This window comes from Streptomyces sp. NPDC018029 (assembly GCF_044327655.1).
Lineage (GTDB): Bacteria > Actinomycetota > Actinomycetes > Streptomycetales > Streptomycetaceae > Streptomyces.
Map to the genome: position 1 here is coordinate 86,853 of NZ_JBIRFV010000012.1, position 17,431 is coordinate 104,283.

Below are 17,431 nucleotides of genomic sequence, written 5' to 3' on the forward strand. Positions count from 1 at the left end.
CAAGCAGAAAGGCCGTTCATGGACATCACTCGGGTCGTGCCCGTCTCACCCGTCAGCGTCACCACCGGCGCCGTCGAACACAGCGTCGACTTCATTCGTCCACGGCTGCTGGCGACCGGGCACGAGCGGGTGTCCTTGTATGCCGGTGTCCAGATAAACGGCGCCCCGCACCTGGGCACCAGCGTCATGCAGGCCTCCGCCTTCCTGCTCGCGCAGGTGGCCCGGGACAGGTTCGGTGTCGAGGTGGCCTTGCGGTTCGGCGCCCTGGACAACTCCGCCTGCGAGACGCGCCGGTGCCCGCGGACCGGAACTCTCTACGAGCGCTCCTATCACCACGCCCTGGGCAGCGAGCGGGTCGACGAACTGACCCGGACCTATTACGGCGGCTTCTTCGACGCCCTGTCCGCGGCCACGGGCGTCCCCTACGAGATCGAGACCTACACCCGGCAGCAGGGCCGGCGGGACTTCCGGCAGGAGTTCCTCGACTCACTGCTGCGGATGGACGTCCTGCGGTGGGTGCTCGCGCCGTCGCACGGCAAGGTGCCGATGAGCCCTCCGTGCCCGCGGTGCGGCTGGGCGCAGAAGCAGGGCGAGGCCACCGAACTGCTCACCGTGGGGACGGACCGCGCGGAGCTCGCGGCGGTCTGTCTGGACCACGGCGGGTACACGGTGCGGGTGCGGGCCGACGACGAGGGGACGGACGGGGCGTACATCAGCTCGGGCACGCTCCACCGCAACCTCCTCAAAGAGCGGGTCGCGGCGCGGGAGGACGCACTTGCCGTGGTGGTCAAGGGAGCCGACTGGGCGGCTGGGTGCCGCCTGCTCGACGAGGCGTTCCTGTGTTGCCCGGGGGCGGTGCTCCCGGTGCGCCTGTTCACGCCGGTGGTGCTCTCGACGTCCGGCGCCAAGCTCTCCAAATCGCTGATCCGTGCGGGCAGGGCGGAGGCGACGGCGGACAGCGCGCCCTGGATGCTCGACGCGGGCGCCTGGCCGGGGACGGGTGAGGAGTACGCGCGGTTGCTGCTGGACCTCGTCTCCCTGATGCTGTCCGAGCCGCGGCACTTCGAGCGCGGCTACACCACGCTCGAAGTGGCCCGGCTCATCGACGCGGCCGGCCTGCGGACCGGGGCACCGGTGTGATGTCTCGTTCGGCGAGGTATCCCGGGCGTACTTCCGACGCCGCGTACGGCTTGGTCAGTGCGTTGTCGACGCTGTTGTAGACGACGAAGAGGTTCGTCCGGGGAAAGGGGGAAACGTTTCCTCCGGAGGCGTGCAGACAGTTGCAGTCGAACATGACGGCGGAACCGGCCGGTCCGGTGAACTGCCGGATACCGTGCCGTTCGGCCAGCGTCGTCACGGCGGTGCGGTCGGCAGGACCGGCCGGGAGGTTCTTCCCCAGCAGCGAGAGCTTGTGGTAGCCGGGAGGGGTGCGGCCCACCGAGGGCACGAAGGTCCGCTGGGAACCGGGAATGATCATGAGTGGTCCGTTGCACGGCAGGTTGTCCGTCAGGGCGACGGAGAAGCTCAGCGCACGGGGTGCGGGCATGCCGTCCTCGGAGTGCCAGGTCTCGAAGTCCGAGTGCCAGCCGAACTTCGAGCCGTCGAAGGCCGCTTTGTAGTTGACCCTGCTCTGGTGGACGTAGACGTCCGAACCGAGGATCTGCCGGGCCCGGTCGGCCAGGCGGCCCGACTCCACCACACGCCTGAAGACCTCGCTGAGCCGGTGCACCTCGAAGAGGGAACGGATCTCGTCGGAGTCCGGTTCGGGAGCCACTCGCCCCGAGGACCGCAGTGCGGGGTCCGAGGCCATGCGCTGTATTTCCTCCCGGCACTCCCGCACTTCGGCGGAGTCGAGCAGCGCGCCGAACGCGAGGAATCCGTCCCGGTCGTAGCCCGCCACTTCATCGGCGGTCAGCGGGCCCGGTGTCCCGTCGCCCCACACCACCGGATGGTGACGCCGAAAAGGCACCGACTCGGTCTCGACACGCGTGGGGTAGAGATCTTCCACCAATTCGACAGATTCGGTCATGCCGATCCCCTCCGTCTGCGGCTAAGTTTTCACTTCCCGTCGCCTTCTTCGGGGAAACCACCGCGCGACCGCGCCCGTCGATTCCGTACCATTCCGGTCATGGTCAACATATGACCTGCCGCAATACGGCGGGCCACATAAGAAAGCAGTAGACACGTGATGATGTACAGCGAACCGACTACACACAGAACGGGCAGATAGGGGTAGCCGGAAGGAGTCGCCGTGTTCTGCGCCAGGAGTTTTCCGGCATAGAGAAGTTCCTCGTACATGATGAAGAAGCCGAGGGAAGTGTCCTTCAGCGTCACCACCATTTGGCTGATTACGCTCGGCAGCATGGTCCGGACCGCCTGAGGCAGGGCCACCACCGTCATCACCTGTGTCTTGCGCATCCCCAGCGCGTATGCGGCCTCGAACTGCCCCTTGGGCACGGCGCCGACCCCCGCCCTCAGGATTTCCGCCTGTGCCGCCCCGTTGTACAGGGCGATACCGATGACCAGGGCCCACAGCGTGGGGCTCGCGAAATTCACCGCGAGCCATTCGCCCGGCGCCCCGAGGCCGTTGCGCAGCAGGTCGGCGACGGCCGTGACGCAGGTGCGCAGCAGGTCGGTGGCGTACAGGGCGAAGACCGTGATGATCACCGGCACCGCGCGGAAGAACTCCACCAGTGCCCCGGCCGGCCGGCGCAGGAACCGGTGCGCCGAGAGCCGCCCTGCCGCGAACAGGAGCCCCAGCAGCAGGGAGAGCACCACCGCCAGGACGAACGCCTTGAAGGTGTCCACCACGCCGGTGAGGATGCGCAGCTGCACCCCGCGATACCCGAACGCTTCCCACATCCGCGCGTCGAACTGCCCGGCGTCCGCGAACCGGAGGAGCACCCAGCAGATCCCGCCGCCGGTCACCGACGCCACGAGGACCGCGTACCAGAAGTGGCGGCGGCGGGCGCGCGGGCCCGGGGTCTCGAACAGCGCGGATGTCATCGCGGCACCGCCAGGCGGCGCTCCAGCAGGCGGAAGCCGGTGCTGATCACCGAGATCAGCAGCAGGTAGGCGACGGTCACCCACAAGAAGACGGCCGCCACCGCGTACCCCCGCTCCACCAGGGTCTTCTCGGTGCTGAACAGCTCGTAGACACTGAAGCCGCCGGCGAGCGCGGAGTTCTTGACCAGAGTGATCACGACGTTGCCCAACGGAGGCACCGCCGCCCGCCCGGCCTGGGGGAAGACGACGAGCACCGCCGCCTGCATCGTGGACATGCCGAGGCTCCGTGCCGCTTCGGCCTGCCCGGTCTCCACGGTGTTGACGCCCGAGCGCAGCGCCTCGCACACGAACGCCGAGGCGTAACTGCCCATGACCAGCACGGCCAGCGTGAAGTAGCTCGCGCCGGTCAGCCCCAGCATGGGCAGTCCGAGCGTCACTCCGAAGAAGAGGACGGTGAGCGGGGTGTTGCAGAGCACCGTCACCACCGTCGCGCCGAGTCCGCGGCACAGCGGCACCGGGCTGATGCGGAGGGAGACGAGCAGGATTCCGAGGGCCAGCGCGAGCAGCGTGCTCAGGCACATCAGTCGGACCGTGCCCATGAAGCCCTGCCAGAACAGGTCGGCGTTGTCGGTCAGCACGTCCATGGACGCCTCCAGGCGGACGGGGGCCGTGACGGTGAGCGGCCCGGCGGGATGCCGTCGGCTGACGGCCCTCGCGGTCAGTACCGCTGCACCGGCGGCGGTGTCGGTGCCGGAACGCCGGAGCGGCCGAGGGTGGCGCGGTACGCCCGGAGCCAGTCGCCGCTGCGGACGTGGTGTTCCAGTGCGTCGTTGACGGCGTCGCGCAGGGCCGCGTCCTGCCGCGCCAGGCCCACGCCGTAGAACTCCTCGGAGAAGGGCCGGCCGATGACCCGCAGACGGCCCTCGTTCTGCGCCGCGTAACCCTTCAGGATCGTGTCGTCCGCGGTGACGGCGTCGACCACGTCCATGACGAGGTCCTGTACGCAGTGCGCGTAGCTGTCGTGGGACACGACGGTCGCCCCGTATTCCGGCTGCCTGATCCGCTGGTACGGGGTGGATCCGGTCACCGTGCAGACCTTCTTTCCGCGCAGCTCCTCTGGTCCTCGGATACTCCGGTTTTCCTTGTCGACCAGGAGATCCTGCCCGCCGAGATAGTAGGGGCCCGCGAAGGAGACCTGCTTCTTCCTTTCGCTGTTTATCGTGTAGGCGCCCACGTACAGGTCGACGTCTCCCTTGGATATCGAAAGCTCCCTCACCTGCGGAGCCACCGTTTTCCACTCGATCTCGTCCGGTCCGAATCCCAGATGCGCCGCCACCATTTTCGCGATCTCCACGTCGAATCCCGAACGCTGCCCCGTCACCGGATCCTCGAATCCCATGAAAGGGTGGTCGGACTTCACGCCGATGGTTATCGTCCCCTTCGCGAGGGCGCGGGACTCACCGACCGGGTATTCGAGCCCCGGGTCGCTGCCCGTCAGTGCTCCGACGCTGCCCGGAACGCTTCCCTCCCTGCCGCATCCGCTCAGCACGAGACATAACAGCAGCACCAGGGGACCCAGCGGACGAAACCATGCCTGCACCTTCCCTCCTCGGGAATAGCGTGCGTCGGAATGGAAGTGGTGTCCGGACCAGTTTAGCGATGCCGATGCGCCGCGCTACCGGGCAATTCCGTGCACGGGCGGCCGGAGAGCCTGGGATTCCGGCCGCCCGTGCGGCATCCGCGTCAGCCGACCTTCCGCCAGGTGCCTCCCTTCTCCAGCCGGTAGGTCCCGGTGAGCCGCCGCTGGTCGGCGCCGGCCCGCGACGTCGCTTTCTGGCCCCCGCCGTTGTCGTCCGGCTGCTTCGCGGTGGCACCGGACGGGCGCACGCTCTGGCACTTGTCGGGGTTGGTGTAGGTCTGCGCCACCACGGTGGAGGAGTTCGTGGTCGACGGGCCGTCCACCGCGATGTCCTTGACCAGCTTGCCGCTGCCGTCGACGTGCAGGTCGCCGACGACCCGGGACATGGAGTTGAGCGCGCCGAACTGGATCTCGTCGTTGGGCTTCAAGGTGAACGTGACCTCGGTCTCCTCGGAGTTGGTCATGCTCCAGGTGTGGCTCCAGGTCCCCTTGAACGCGGCGGTGAACGCGCCGCGCAGGGCGAGGTGGATGAGGCTCTTGAACGCCGCGGTCGTGCTGACCTTCTCGGTCATCTGGGCCGTACCGGTCAGCGTGTTCGACACCGTGGCGCTCGTGGACGCCGTACTTTCCGACGTGGAGTCCTGGTTGGGGCCCTTGTCCTTGGGCGCCGAGTGGTTGGTCTCACTGCTCTTGCTCGTGTTCGTCGTGGTGGCGCTGCCCGTGGTGGCGTCCTGGAGGGTCTGCTGTGCCTGGACTTCGCCGGTGGTCGAGCCGCTGACCTCGTTGTCGGTCCAGGCCGTGCCCTCGATGGTGGCGCTGCCGGAGACCTCGCCGCCGATGTTGTCGGAGCTGGAGGTCTCCAGCTTGACCGTGCGCTTGATGGACATGTCCGCGTTGGTGCAGTTGATGGCGCCGTTGGACACCGAGTAGACGGCGCTGGTGAACTCGCGCTTGCGCTGGGGGTCCAGCTTGAACGAGCAGGTGTACCGCTTGGTGTGGCCGCACAAGGAGGTCACCTCGTGCACCGACTTCAAGGGCTTCTTCCCGTCGAACGCCCGGGCCTTCGGCATCTTCTCGATGCCGTAGTCACCGGTCTTGTCGCCCTGGGGGGCCGCCGCGGAGGGAAAGGCGGCGGTCAGGGACAGGGCGGACAGGACGGGGACAAGGACGAGCATGCGGCGGGTCGCCGCTCGGCGGTGCTGGGAGGGACGCGCGGTGTGAAACATGACTGTGTCCTTTCGTTGCTGATTTCCCGAGTGATCAGGAGATGACGCGCGGTGTCCTCAGTCCCTGGCGGGGGGCTTGTCGACGGTCAGCGGGACGGTGCGGGTTCTGATGCCCTTGGGGGCCTCACCGGTCGGCACCAGGTGGGGAATCCTGCGCAGGGTGGGCGCGCCCACGCTGTTGTCCGGGGTGCGGGCGTTGTCACGGGCGTCGCCGCAGCGGGCCAGCTCGACCTTGCTCATCGGGCCGGTGCGCTGGTAGAAGCGGTCGCCGAAGGAGCCGGACGGCAGGTCGGCGAAGACGTCCATCCGCTCGTTCTTGCTGTCGTGGATCAGCGTGCCGGCGAGCCGCTCCCTGGCCGCCTGCACCTCGATCCAGCTCACCTCGCCCGGCTGGACCGTGACGGACGCCGTCCGCTGTTCCTTGCGTCCGTAGAGCAGCGGGTTGTTCGTACCCATCTCCAGCGGATTGCCGTCGGCGCGGGTGAAGCCGGCCGCGATCTGGGTGGCGATGTTCTCGTACCCCTTTCGGACATCCGTCTGGGGTTGCTGCGGAGCCGACTGCTGTTGCTGCTGCAGGCCCTGCGGTCCAGGCGGCTGCTGTTGCGGCTTCTGCTCGTCGTTCTTGCGCTGCGAGAAGTACTGCGTGACGTTGTCGTACGGCAGCTCCTCCCAGTTGACCGGACGCTGGTCGGTGATGGCGTTGCGGGTGCAGTTGATGTACGCCTGGCCGACCATGCGTGGCCGGTCGTAGTACCGGTAGGAGTAGCGGTCGTCCTTCTCGAAGTGACAGGTCCTCGGGCCCCCGAGGCAGTCCTGGATCACGATGCGGGGTTCGACCGGCTCGCGGCCCTGGTACGCCTCGGGCATGGGCAGCCGCGCCTTCTTGAGGTCGTACGGCACCGGCGCCGGATCCTGCGTGGCCCGGAAGCGCGTGACGAGCGGGCCGCAGGCGGACGCCTTCTGGTAGGTCCAGCTGATCCGCGGATTGTTCTCCCCGGCCGTGAAGGAGTACGAGCGCCCCTCGTGCCAGTGGGCCTTGCCCGACTCGGTGGTCTCCGTGGTGACGGTCTGCTCGGAGTTGCCCGCACCGGCGGCGGACACCCGGTACTCCTGCCCCTTCGTCGGGTCGTCCGTGCCGCAGTTCGTGAGTGGACTGGGGCTGTCGTCCCACGTCACGGTGACCTTGGAGCCCTTCTGGACGCGCCACAGGCGGGTGCTGAGCGTGCCGGCCGAGCCGTCGCTGAGCGCGGCCGCCTGCAGTCCGCCGCCGTGGCCCGCCCGGCTCGCCGAGAACAGCTGTGTGTTCTTGCCGTCCCATTTGTTCGGCGCCCCCTTCTGGGCGGTCCCTGCGGACACGGTGGGGCTGGCGAGGTCCGGGTTCTCGATCCGCGCGCCCACCTCCTCCGCGGCGAACGCGGCCCCGGGCAGGGTGCTCAGCACGAGGGAGCTGCCGAGCAGCGCGGACAGACAGTAGGTCGTGGTGCGTCGTGGCATGAAGGTCTCCTTGGACGAAGTGGGGGGGAGCGGGGGCTGGGTTGTCCGGGTGTTCAACAGGCCCACCACGACGACTGCGGCACGATGACCTGGTCGTCGGAGAGCCGGTCGCGCATGCCGGAGGTGGCGTGGCACTGCTGCGTCACTCCGTCGGCGGGCGCCGCGGACCGCGAGACGTTCCCGAAGTCCGCCTGCTCCTGGACGTAGGCGTCCTGGTCCTTCTTCTGCGCGTCCTGGGCCTCGCCCGTGATGGGCCGGCTGCACGTGTGGAAGTTCTCCACCTGGCACTTGTCCTTCGCCTGCTTGTTCTTCCCGACGTCCGAGCAGGCGCTGCTCGACGGAATGCCGTTGATGCCACCGGGTGAGCAGGGGTCGGTGTCCGGCGGTGAGGGGACGGGTGACTTCTTGTCGACCTCCGGCGGCTTGGGCTTCGGCGCCTCGGCGGGCGGGGGCGCGGTCTGGGTGTCGGGCGCGGGGGCGGGGCTGAACTTCGCGGGCGGCGGTTCGTCCGCCTTGGCCACCACGGCCTCGGCGGCCACGGCCGTGGGCACGGCGGCGGCCGGCGTCAGCCCCAGGGACAGGGCGGAGGCACCCGCCACTGTGACCATTCCAGCCGCGAACAGGGCACGGCACACAACGGCAACACGCATGGTTCTCCTTCGGAGTTCGGGGGGATTCGGCGGCCTCTGAGCCACACCACGGTGGGGGCCGCCGCTCTCACACTCCGACAGCTCGGCCGTCCCCGCCATTCGACCTGGGCGATGAGGTGCGCCAGTTGGGCGCAGCATGAGGCCGACTGGCCGTAAGCGGCGGGGCCTTGGCGAAGCCAGGGTTTCGGGGCGACCCCCCAAAGGCGTGAACTCTGGCTTTCGCAGGCCGAAAAGCGGTTCGAACGCGGCAAGCATGTTGCTGGACGCCACGACTCGAGTGGCTTGTCCTCCAACTGCGGTGCCACGCCTATGCCGTGGCGCCCGAACGAATGGAACTCCCATGAACGCAAAGACCCGTGGGCTGCGCCTGCGCGCTGCCCTGACCGTCATAGCCACCGCGACCGCTCTGGGAGCGGCAGCGGCCCCGGCTCTCCCCGCCGAGGGACACGACCCGCTGGTGTACGCGTGGGGCGCCAACTCCGGTGGGCAGCTGGGCAATTCGACGTCACCCGACCGCTACGCCCCGGCCCCGGTTCCCTCCCTGCCCAAGCAGGACGTGTTCGAGGTCGCGGCCGGCGGCGGAGCGAGCGACGGCTGGGGATTCGGCGTCGCCCTGCGCAACGACGGGTCCGTCTGGACGTGGGGCCAGAACGACAAGGGCCAGCTCGGCACCGGGCCGACGGACCCCGACCACAACGCCGCGCCGGGCAAGGTGCCGAAGCTCAACGGCATCGTCGATGTGGCGGCGGGCGGCCAGCATGCGCTCGCGCTCCGCGTGAACTCCGGGAAGGCCGACGGGGTTTACGCCTGGGGCCTCAACGACAAGGGCCAGGTCGGCGACCACACCAACGAGGACCGATCGGTTCCCCAGCTGGTCCAGAGCATGCACGGCGGCAAGCAGGTCGCGGCCGGGTGCAATCACAGCATGCTCCTCACCGACAAGAACACCGTGCAGACCTGGGGCCTCAACGAGAAGGGCCAGCTCGGCACCGGTACCGGCAAGAGCGACGAAGAGAACAAGGACCACAACACCCCGGTCGAGGTACCGAACTTGACCGACGTGGTCAAGATCGCAGCCGGGTGTGACTACAGCCTCGCTGTGAAGTCCGACGGCACGGTCTGGGCCTGGGGCGACAACTCCAAGGGCCAGCTCGGCGTCAACAAGGACGAAGGCGACCTGGAGTTCAGCAACAAGCCGGTTCAGGTCGAGGGTCTGCCCGGCCTGGCCGATCCGGCCGACCAGCCGAGCGGCACGGAGACCGGGACGGGCACGGGAACGGGGTCGAGCGAGGGCACAGGGCCGAAGGTGCGGGACATCGCCGCCGGCTACGACCACGCCTACGCCCTCTACTCCGACGACAAGGTGTACGGCTGGGGCAACAACGCGAACGGGCAGCTCGCCGACGGGACGAAGACGAACCGGACGAGCGCGCACGAGGCCATCGAGCTGCCTTCGGTGCGGGCGATCTCGGCGGGACGCGGCTACGGTCTCGCCGTGCGCTCCGCCGGTGGCGGCACCAGCAACGACATCATCGGCTGGGGGCTGAACAACCACGGCCAGCTCGGCAGCGGTGACGCCCTCACCCACGACCTCAAGGACAACGACCAGTTCGTCACCGTCTTCCCGCAGGAGGCGGAGCAGGCGAACCCGTTCACCCGTGTGACGGCGGGCAACAGCCAGTCCAGCTACGCCTATTGAGCCGGACCGGCCGACAGTGACCGGCGACTGACGGTCTCCGCGTGAACCCGCCCTCCGCACCTCGTGCGGAGGGCGGGCACCGGCCACCGGCCACCGGCCACCGGCCACCACACATAAAACCCGAAAGGACTCCCGCCCCGTCGAAGATCCGTTGAGCGCCCGCCCAACCGGCTGATCCCGGTGCGTATATGAGTCGGCGCTCCCCCGACGTGCCACCACTCGCAGTCCGCACGCCCTTGGCACACATCCCGGCACATGCCGAAATACCCTTGCCCGCAAGTTTCAGTTCCGGTCTTGTCGCGCAGGTCCCCCTCTTCCTCGTTGGTGAAGGAGAACCCCCTTATGCGTGTACGCCCAGACGTCAACACCTACGCGATGTACACCGGCCGCTGTCGCCCGCGACCCGGCTCTCGTCCACAGGGTCCTGACCCGCCTCCCTACGGCATGGCACCGTCTCGACGCGCACACCGCCGGCCGCACGAGCGTGGCCGGCATCATGACCACTCCGCTCGCCCGCACGGCCACGGTCGTGGCAGCACGGCTGCCGGCGAGCCGCCGCGGCTCGGGACAGCACGAGAGGGTCTCGTAGCCGCGGACCGGCCCCCCGGAACGGTTCCCCATCATTCGCGCACACCAGCTGATTCCGCTCCTGCTTCTCTGCCTCGCCACCCTGGCGTCCACCGGGCCCGCGCCGCCCCAGTGGCCCGGCGGGGCGAAGTGCCGTGACACGACGCTGGTCGGGGTGGCGCATCAGGACGACGACCTGTTGTTCATCAATCCGGCGATCGCCGAGGACTTCGACCGAGGGAATTGCCTCCGCGTCGTGTACGTGACCGCGGGTGACGCTCATCTTGAGTGGGCGGGCGGGTATGTCCAACGCCGCGAGATGGGCGTACAGCAGGCGTACAGCGCTCTCGCCGGCCGGCCGATGAGGCCCGGGGCGCCCAGCCCCTGGAAAGTCTCACCCGTGCGGGCCGGCGGGCGGACGCTGCACAGCGTCCGTCTGGACAACGGACCGCTGCGGCCTGACATCCGGCTCGTCTTTCTGCGGCTGCCCGACGGCGGCTGGAGCAGAGAGGCGGCGCGGCGCCGGAGCCTGCTCGCTCTCTTCCAGTCGCGAATCCGCTCGCTCGCCGCGGTGGACGGGTCCGCCCGCTACACGGAACCGGCTCTGATCAGCACGTTGGCCGCCCTCGTCGAGCGGTTCCGGCCCTGCGAGGTGCGCACGCTGGACTTCGCCAACACCGCGCTGAAGTCGTCCGGCAAGGAGTGGGCCGACCACAGCGATCACGCGGTGACCGGCCGGTATCTCCGCCTGGCGACCCTGCGGGCGCGCCCGGCGGAGAGAACGCCTCGCCTGACGGCATACGAGGGGTACGGAAGCGCGTTGCGCCCGCCCAATCTCGGTGCTGTCCTGACCGCCCGGAAGACCGCCGTGTTCGAGCACTACTACATCCATGACGAGCGGCGGGTGAGCGACTGCCCGGGGCCCTATTGCGCACCCACCAGAAGAGCGGCGGGGCGGTACGTGCGATGGCTCGAACGCCGTTACGCGCGCCGGGCGCCCGATCCACGGCCCGGCACCGTCGTCTCCTGGATCGGCTCCACGGCCGCCGGCTTCACCGCGCCCGAGCTCTGTCTGACCGCGGACCGGGGCGACGTCCGCACCGCGCCCTGCGCCGGCACGGTCCATCAGGTGTGGCGGCTGGTGGAAGGGGATCTGCGGACCGGGGGCGGGGGCGAGGGCGGGGGCGGTCGTCGCTGTGCGCGCGTCCGGGGCGGGACGGTCGTGCTGGCCCCCTGCGCCGGCGGATCGGCCCGGTGGGCGGTCACGCGGTGGGGGCAGTTGCGCACCGGCGGGGGCTGTCTGACCCAGGACGACCTGCTGCGGCCGCAGCCCCGGCTGCGGTTGGCCGCCTGCACGGCGGCGGACCCGGGGCAACGGTGGTTCGTCCCCGGTGCTCGGTGACGCCGGTACGGCCGTGATCCTCGGGGACATCGGTTCGGCCACGGTGCTCGGGGACGCCGGTCCGGTCACGGTGCTCGGGGACGCCGGTTCGGCCACGGTCCTCGGGGACGTCGGTTCGGCCAGGTCCTCGGTGCCGCCGCTTCGGCCACGGTGCTCGGTGCCGCCGGTCCGGCCGCGGTCCTCGGGGACGCCGGTCCGGCCGCGGTCCTCGGGGACGCCGGTCCAGCCAGGTCCTCGATGCCACCGCTTCGGCCACGGTCCTCGGTGAGGCCGGTCCGGTCACGGTCCTTGGGGACGCCGGTCCGGGCCGAGTGGGCGCTGTGGCTCGGGAGTCCCTTGCGTACCCTGGCCGCATGCGGATGCGTCCCACTCTGAGCTGGAGTCCTCCCGAGGATCTGCCGCCGGCCACCACGGATCTGGGGCCGGTCGCCGGTGCGCTGGAGGCCGGTGGCGTGTTGGTGCTCAGTGGGGCGGGGATCTCCACGGAGTCGGGGATTCCGGACTACCGGGGCGAGGGCGGCAGCCTCAGCAGGCACACCCCGATGACCTACCAGGAGTTCACCGCCGACGCCCGGGCCCGGCGCCGGTACTGGGCGCGCAGTCACCTCGGCTGGCGGCTCTTCGGGCGCGCCCGGCCCAACGCGGGGCACCGGGCCGTCGCCGCGTTCGGACGGCACGGCCTGCTGTCCGGTGTGATCACCCAGAACGTCGACGGGCTGCACCAAGGCGCCGGCAGCGAAGGCGTCGTGGAGCTCCACGGCAGCCTGGACCGGGTCGTCTGCCTCTCCTGCGGCGCCTTCACTCCGCGGCGTGAGCTGGCCCGGCGGCTGGAGGAGGCCAATCCCGGGTTCGAGCCGGTGGCCGCCGGCATCAATCCGGACGGTGACGCCGACCTCAGCGACGAGCACGTCGGGGACTTCCGCGTCGTACCGTGCGGAGTCTGCGGTGGCGTCCTCAAGCCGGACGTCGTGTTCTTCGGCGAGGCCGTGCCGCCGGAGCGGGTCGAGCACTGCCGTGAGCTAGTCCGCGGCGCGACGTCGCTGCTGGTCCTCGGCTCCTCCCTGACGGTGATGTCGGGGCTCCGGTTCGTCCGCCAGGCCGCCCAGAGCGGCAAGCCGGTGCTGATCGTCAACCAGGACCCGACCCGCGGCGACCAGCACGCCGTCACCCGGGTCGCGCTGCCCCTCGGCGCGGCCCTCACCACCGTCGCCGGCCGCCTTGGCGTCTCCGTCCCGGCCCGGTAACCGAACGACACGCCCGGGCGTACACTCGGCCGCATGGGTCACATGGGTTCCACGAGGTGCACGAGGTGCACGAGGGCACCTCGAACCCGCGAGCACGGCTAGCGACTCTCGCGCCGACTCGCCGCGGCCGCCGCAGCCATCGCTGCCGCCGCCGCCACCGCGCCCGGCTCTCTCCGGGCGGTCTCCGCCCCGCTCCACGTCACCACCACAGCTTCCCGGCTCCCGCCGGCGCTGCCGCCCGGCCGCGACCGCACGACCGGGTCCGCGCCACTTCGAATGGATCATCGTGAAGCTGAACGAGTTGCTGGCCGGACACGACCACCACGTACTCCGGGGCGAGCCGGCCACCGTCGCGGTCACCGCGGGGGTGACCTTGGACGTCGACCGGGTCGGGCCCGGTGCCGTGTTCGTCGCCGTGCCCGGGCACCAGGAGGGCGGGCCGAGCGCGGTGGGTGCCGCGTTCGCCCGTGGAGCCGTGGCCGTCATCGTGGAAGGGGCGGATCCGACGCTGCCGGTGGTGCCCGCGTCCGGGGGCGGGTGTGTCGTGCGGGTGGCGGACACCCGGCGGGCGGCCGCGGTCGTGGCCTCGCGGTACTTCGGCGAGCCGGGGCGGCACATGGACGTGGTGGCCATCACCGGCACCAACGGCAAGACGTCCGTCTCGTACATGGTCGAGTCCGCCCTGCGGCTCTCCTCCGGGGCGAAGGTGGGCGTCATCGGGACGGCCGGCAGCCGGATGGGCGACGAGCGGATACCGATGCCGCGGTCCGTGCTCACCACCCCGGAATCGCCCGACCTGCAGTACCTGCTCGGCCACATGCGCGACCGGGCGACCGGCAGTGTGGTCCTGGAGGCCACCTCCATGGCGCTGCTGACGCACCGGGTGGACCGCACCTTCATCGACGTCGGCGTCTTCACCAACCTGACGCAGGACCACTTGGACGACCACGGCACGATGGCCGACTACCGGGACGCCAAACTCCGGCTCTTCCAGGGCCTGTGCCGGCACGCGGTGGTCAACGCCGACGACCCCGTGGGCGCCGGGATCGGTGCGATGATGCCGGGCGCGGTGACCACGTACGCGCTCGACGGTCCTGCGGACTACCGGGCGACGGACCTGGTCGTGAGCGCGTCGGGCACGCGGTTCACCCTGTGGCACGGGGGCCGTGCCCGTCCCGCGTCGATCCCCTTCCCCGGCCGTTACTCCGTGGCCAACGCCCTCGCGACGCTCGCCTCCTGCCACGTGCTGGGGCACGATCTGGACGCCCTCGTCGCCGCGCTGGCCCAACTGCCGCCCGTGCCCGGCAGGTTCGAACGCTTCGAGACGCCGGAGGGGGCCTCCGTGATCGTGGACTACGCCCACTCCCCCGACTCCCTGGACAAGGTCCTGACCACCATCCGCGGCTACGCGCGCGGCCGCGTGATCACCGTCTTCGGCTGCGGCGGCGACCGGGACACCACGAAGCGTGCGGACATGGGGAGGATCGCCGGGGCCCACTCCGACCTCTGCGTGGTGACCTCCGACAACCCGCGCGACGAGGACCCGGAGGCGATCCTGGACCAGATCGTCCCCGCCCTCACGGCGACCGGGACCCCGTTCGAGCGGCTCGCCGACCGGCGCGAGGCCATCGCCTTCGCCCTCTCGTCGGCGGGCCCCCTGGACACGGTCCTCATCGCCGGCAAGGGAAGCGAGCCGCATCAGACGGTCCGCGGGGAGCTGCTTCCGTTCAGCGACATGGCGACCGCGCGGGAACTCGCCGCCGCGCAGACTGCCGCGGGCCGGACGGGAGTTCAGTCGGTACGTTGAGCGGTTGAGCGGCTGAGCGGCGGCAGGACGGGCGGGCGGCGGCTGCGCCTCGCCGTAACGCCTCGCGCAGCACCGTCACGCCTCGCGCAGCGCCTTCGCGAGGACCGAGTCGCCGGTGACCTCGATCCGCCCGTCCCGGACGCCCTGCCCGAGGGTGAGTTCGCCGCGGCTCACGGCCACGCAGGCGCCGGCGTCCAGGGTGAGGGTGGCGTCGGCTCCGTCCGGCGCGGGCCCGTCGCCGTAGGTCCGCTCGCCGTAGGTCTGCTCGCCGTAGGTCTGCCCGCCGTGGCTCTGCTCGCCGGCGGCCAGCCGGACGTGGAAGCAGCCCTCGTCGAGCCGCACCTCCACCGTGCCCTCGGCGCCCGCCCCTGCACCGGCCGCCGCGAGATGCCTCAGCAGCGGCAGCGCGAACCAGTGCGCCCGCACCGCGTCCGTGGGCCTGCGCTCCTCCAGGGCGGGGGCGCCCCACTCGGCGAGTGCCTCCAGGACCGGCAGCAATGCGCGCCCGCTGCCCGTCAGTTCATAGACGTACGCCGCCGAGGGCGCGGGCAGCCTGCGGCGTGTCGCGAGGCCCCGCTGCTCCATGTCCTTCAGACGTGAGGCCAATACGTCCGTGCTGACGCCCGGCAGGTCGGCGTGGAGGTCGGTGTAGCGGCGGGGACCGACCAGCAGTTCCCTGACGATCAGCAGGGTCCAGCGGTCGCCCACGGCGTCCAGCGCCCGGGCTGCCGCGCAGTACTGGTCGTAGCTTCGGCGAGGTGGCATGCGACGCAGTCTATGCAAGTTGTTGGACTTTCCAAGCGGGGGCTTGGTAAAACCAAGTAACACACGTCACGGGAGGCGCACCGCATGGAGTTCCGGCAGTCGAGCAAGCTCAGCGAGGTCTGTTACGAGATCCGGGGACCCGTCATCGAGCACGCCAACGCGCTGGAGGAGGCGGGCCACAGCGTGCTGCGCCTCAACACCGGCAACCCCGCGCTCTTCGGCTTCGAGGCGCCCGAGGAGATCGTCCAGGACATGATCCGGATGCTCCCCAAGGCGCATGGCTACACGGACTCGCGGGGCATCCTCTCCGCCCGGCGCGCGGTCGCCCAGCGCTATCAGGCGCTCGGCCTGGACGAGGTCTCCGTAGACGACGTCTTTCTCGGCAACGGCGTGTCCGAGCTGGTCACCATGGCCGTACAGGCCCTCCTTGAGGACGGCGACGAAGTCCTCATCCCGGCGCCCGACTTCCCTCTGTGGACCGCCGTGACGACCCTCTCCGGAGGCAAGGCCGTCCACTATGTGTGCGACGAGTCCGCCGACTGGTACCCCGATCTCGACGACATGGCCTCGAAGATCACGGACCGGACCAAGGCCGTCGTGATCATCAACCCCAACAACCCCACGGGCGCGGTCTATCCGAAGGAGATCCTGGAGGGCATCCTCGACCTGGCGCGCCGGCACGGCCTGATGGTCTTCGCCGACGAGATCTACGACCAGATCCTGTACGACGACGCGGTGCACCACAGCGTGGCGGCCCTCGCGCCCGACCTCGTGGTCCTCACCTTCTGCGGCCTGTCCAAGACGTACCGGGTGGCGGGGTTCCGCTCCGGCTGGCTGGTCGTCACGGGGCCGCAGCAGCACGCGAAGAACTACCTGGAGGGCCTGACGATGCTCGCCTCCATGCGGCTGTGCCCGAACGCCCCCGCCCAGTACGCCATCCAGGCGGCGCTCGGCGGCCGCCAGTCCATCCGCGAGCTCACCCTGCCCGGCGGGCGGTTGCACGAGCAGCGGGACAAGGCGTGGGAGAAGCTGAACGAGATCCCGGGCGTCTCCTGCGTAAAGCCGAAGGGCGCCCTGTACGCGTTTCCGCGCCTGGACCCGAAGGTCCACCCGATCCACGACGACGAGAAGTTCGTCCTCGACCTCCTCCTCCAGGAGAAGATCCAGGTCGTCCAGGGCACAGGCTTCAACTGGCCCCGCCCCGACCACTTCCGCATCCTCACCCTCCCCTACGCTGACGACCTCGACGCGGCAATCAGCCGCATCGGCCGCTTCTTGAGCGGTTACCGCCAGTGACTCGCCCCGGGAGCACCGTGTCGTCCTGCACCGCCTGCGGACAGCCCGTCCACACGCAGTTCGCCTCGCCCGAACTCGTCGCGCCCATCGTGTACGAGGACTTCGACCGCGCCGCCGACCCGGCCTGGCGCGCCTCGGGCGCGGCGACCGTCGAGGACTACGCGCGCTGGTGCGGCCATCTGTGCGGCCTGACGTGCTTCCGCATGGCGCTCGGCGCCGACGCCCCGCCCCTCTTCGCGCTGCGCGACGGCGCGCTGAAGTACGGCGCGTACACCGAGGCGGACGGGGTCATCAAGGGCATGATCTACGCCCCGTTCGCCGAGTACGCCCGCGCCGAGTTCGGCCTCGACGCCCAGGTCCACCGGCGCCTCTCCGTCGAGGAGATCGGCGTGCTCCTTGACGAAGGGCGGCAGGTCGTCGCCTCCGTGCACTATGAGATCCGGCGCCCGCATCGCCCCTCGCCCGGTCGGGGCGGTCACCTGGTGTTGCTCACCCGGCGTACGGCCGACGGGCTGTTGCACTTCCACAATCCGTCGGGGGTCGACGCGCGGACCCGTGCCGCCGACATGTCCGTCGACGAGTTCGAGCCGTTCTTCGCCGGGCGTGGGGTGTCGCTGCGCTGACAGCGGGTCACCG

The 17,431-nt window shown here is 70.2% G+C and carries 15 protein-coding genes; 7 read left to right on the forward strand and 8 right to left on the reverse strand.

Annotated features, from left to right (window positions below; translation table 11 throughout):
* The first annotated feature begins 18 nt into the window (after nucleotides 1–18).
* Nucleotides 19–1,140: a hypothetical protein gene (locus ACH4D5_RS32005; RefSeq protein ID WP_398309250.1), complete on the forward strand. Its 1,122-nt coding sequence runs from the start codon at nucleotides 19–21 to the stop codon at nucleotides 1,138–1,140.
* On the opposite strand, the gene thpD is transcribed toward ACH4D5_RS32005, so the two are convergent.
* From thpD to ACH4D5_RS32040, 7 genes are all read right to left on the reverse strand, one after another.
* Nucleotides 1,100–2,029, reverse strand: a complete 930-nt coding sequence (gene thpD, locus ACH4D5_RS32010; protein WP_398309253.1) for an ectoine hydroxylase — start codon at nucleotides 2,027–2,029, stop codon at nucleotides 1,100–1,102. The two genes, ACH4D5_RS32005 and thpD, sit on opposite strands and share 41 nt — an antisense overlap.
* Before the next feature lie 29 nt (nucleotides 2,030–2,058).
* The gene (locus ACH4D5_RS32015; protein WP_398309256.1) at nucleotides 2,059–3,006 is read right to left on the reverse strand and encodes an amino acid ABC transporter permease; all 948 of its coding nucleotides are present in this window, start codon (nucleotides 3,004–3,006) and stop codon (nucleotides 2,059–2,061) included.
* Nucleotides 3,003–3,650 carry an amino acid ABC transporter permease gene (locus ACH4D5_RS32020; protein WP_398309259.1) on the reverse strand — a complete coding sequence of 216 codons (648 nt, stop codon included), beginning with the start codon at nucleotides 3,648–3,650 and terminating at the stop codon, nucleotides 3,003–3,005. Before ACH4D5_RS32020 ends, ACH4D5_RS32015 begins: the two co-directional genes overlap by 4 nt.
* A gap of 74 nt (nucleotides 3,651–3,724) precedes the next feature.
* A complete protein-coding gene (locus tag ACH4D5_RS32025; protein WP_398309262.1) occupies nucleotides 3,725–4,606 on the reverse strand; it encodes a glutamate ABC transporter substrate-binding protein in 882 nt (293 codons plus the stop codon).
* Between the two features lie 143 nt (nucleotides 4,607–4,749).
* Complete coding sequence (locus tag ACH4D5_RS32030; protein WP_398309265.1) at nucleotides 4,750–5,871, reverse strand: hypothetical protein; 1,122 nt, start codon at nucleotides 5,869–5,871, stop codon at nucleotides 4,750–4,752.
* 57 nt (nucleotides 5,872–5,928) lie between these two features.
* Entirely contained in the window at nucleotides 5,929–7,365 is a 1,437-nt protein-coding gene (locus ACH4D5_RS32035) for a hypothetical protein (RefSeq protein ID WP_398309268.1), read from the reverse strand.
* A gap of 53 nt (nucleotides 7,366–7,418) precedes the next feature.
* A complete protein-coding gene (locus ACH4D5_RS32040; RefSeq protein ID WP_398309271.1) occupies nucleotides 7,419–8,015 on the reverse strand; it encodes a hypothetical protein in 597 nt (198 codons plus the stop codon).
* 340 nt (nucleotides 8,016–8,355) lie between these two features.
* Between ACH4D5_RS32040 and ACH4D5_RS32045 the strand changes: the two genes are divergently transcribed.
* The 4 genes from ACH4D5_RS32045 to ACH4D5_RS32060 all read left to right on the forward strand — a co-directional run bounded on the left by ACH4D5_RS32045 (nucleotide 8,356) and on the right by ACH4D5_RS32060 (nucleotide 14,734).
* Nucleotides 8,356–9,714, forward strand: coding sequence for an RCC1 domain-containing protein (locus ACH4D5_RS32045; RefSeq protein ID WP_398309274.1), 1,359 nt, complete (start codon nucleotides 8,356–8,358; stop codon nucleotides 9,712–9,714).
* Nucleotides 9,715–10,456: 742 nt separating this feature from the next.
* Complete coding sequence (locus ACH4D5_RS32050; protein ID WP_398309276.1) at nucleotides 10,457–11,683, forward strand: hypothetical protein; 1,227 nt, start codon at nucleotides 10,457–10,459, stop codon at nucleotides 11,681–11,683.
* A 353-nt stretch (nucleotides 11,684–12,036) separates the two neighbouring features.
* On the forward strand, nucleotides 12,037–12,927 hold the full coding sequence (locus ACH4D5_RS32055) for an NAD-dependent protein deacetylase (protein ID WP_398309279.1): 891 nt from the start codon (nucleotides 12,037–12,039) through the stop codon (nucleotides 12,925–12,927).
* A 286-nt stretch (nucleotides 12,928–13,213) separates the two neighbouring features.
* A complete protein-coding gene (locus ACH4D5_RS32060) occupies nucleotides 13,214–14,734 on the forward strand; it encodes a UDP-N-acetylmuramoyl-L-alanyl-D-glutamate--2,6-diaminopimelate ligase (protein ID WP_398309282.1) in 1,521 nt (506 codons plus the stop codon).
* A 75-nt stretch (nucleotides 14,735–14,809) separates the two neighbouring features.
* Here ACH4D5_RS32060 and ACH4D5_RS32065 read toward each other — a convergent pair whose 3' ends face one another.
* The gene (locus tag ACH4D5_RS32065; RefSeq protein WP_398309285.1) at nucleotides 14,810–15,499 is read right to left on the reverse strand and encodes a winged helix-turn-helix transcriptional regulator; all 690 of its coding nucleotides are present in this window, start codon (nucleotides 15,497–15,499) and stop codon (nucleotides 14,810–14,812) included.
* A gap of 84 nt (nucleotides 15,500–15,583) precedes the next feature.
* On the opposite strand from ACH4D5_RS32065, the gene ACH4D5_RS32070 reads away from it, so the two are divergent.
* A complete protein-coding gene (locus tag ACH4D5_RS32070) occupies nucleotides 15,584–16,795 on the forward strand; it encodes a pyridoxal phosphate-dependent aminotransferase (RefSeq protein ID WP_398309288.1) in 1,212 nt (403 codons plus the stop codon).
* 17 nt (nucleotides 16,796–16,812) lie between these two features.
* The gene (locus ACH4D5_RS32075; protein ID WP_398309291.1) at nucleotides 16,813–17,418 is read left to right on the forward strand and encodes a peptidase; all 606 of its coding nucleotides are present in this window, start codon (nucleotides 16,813–16,815) and stop codon (nucleotides 17,416–17,418) included.
* The last annotated feature ends 13 nt before the right edge of the window (nucleotides 17,419–17,431 follow it).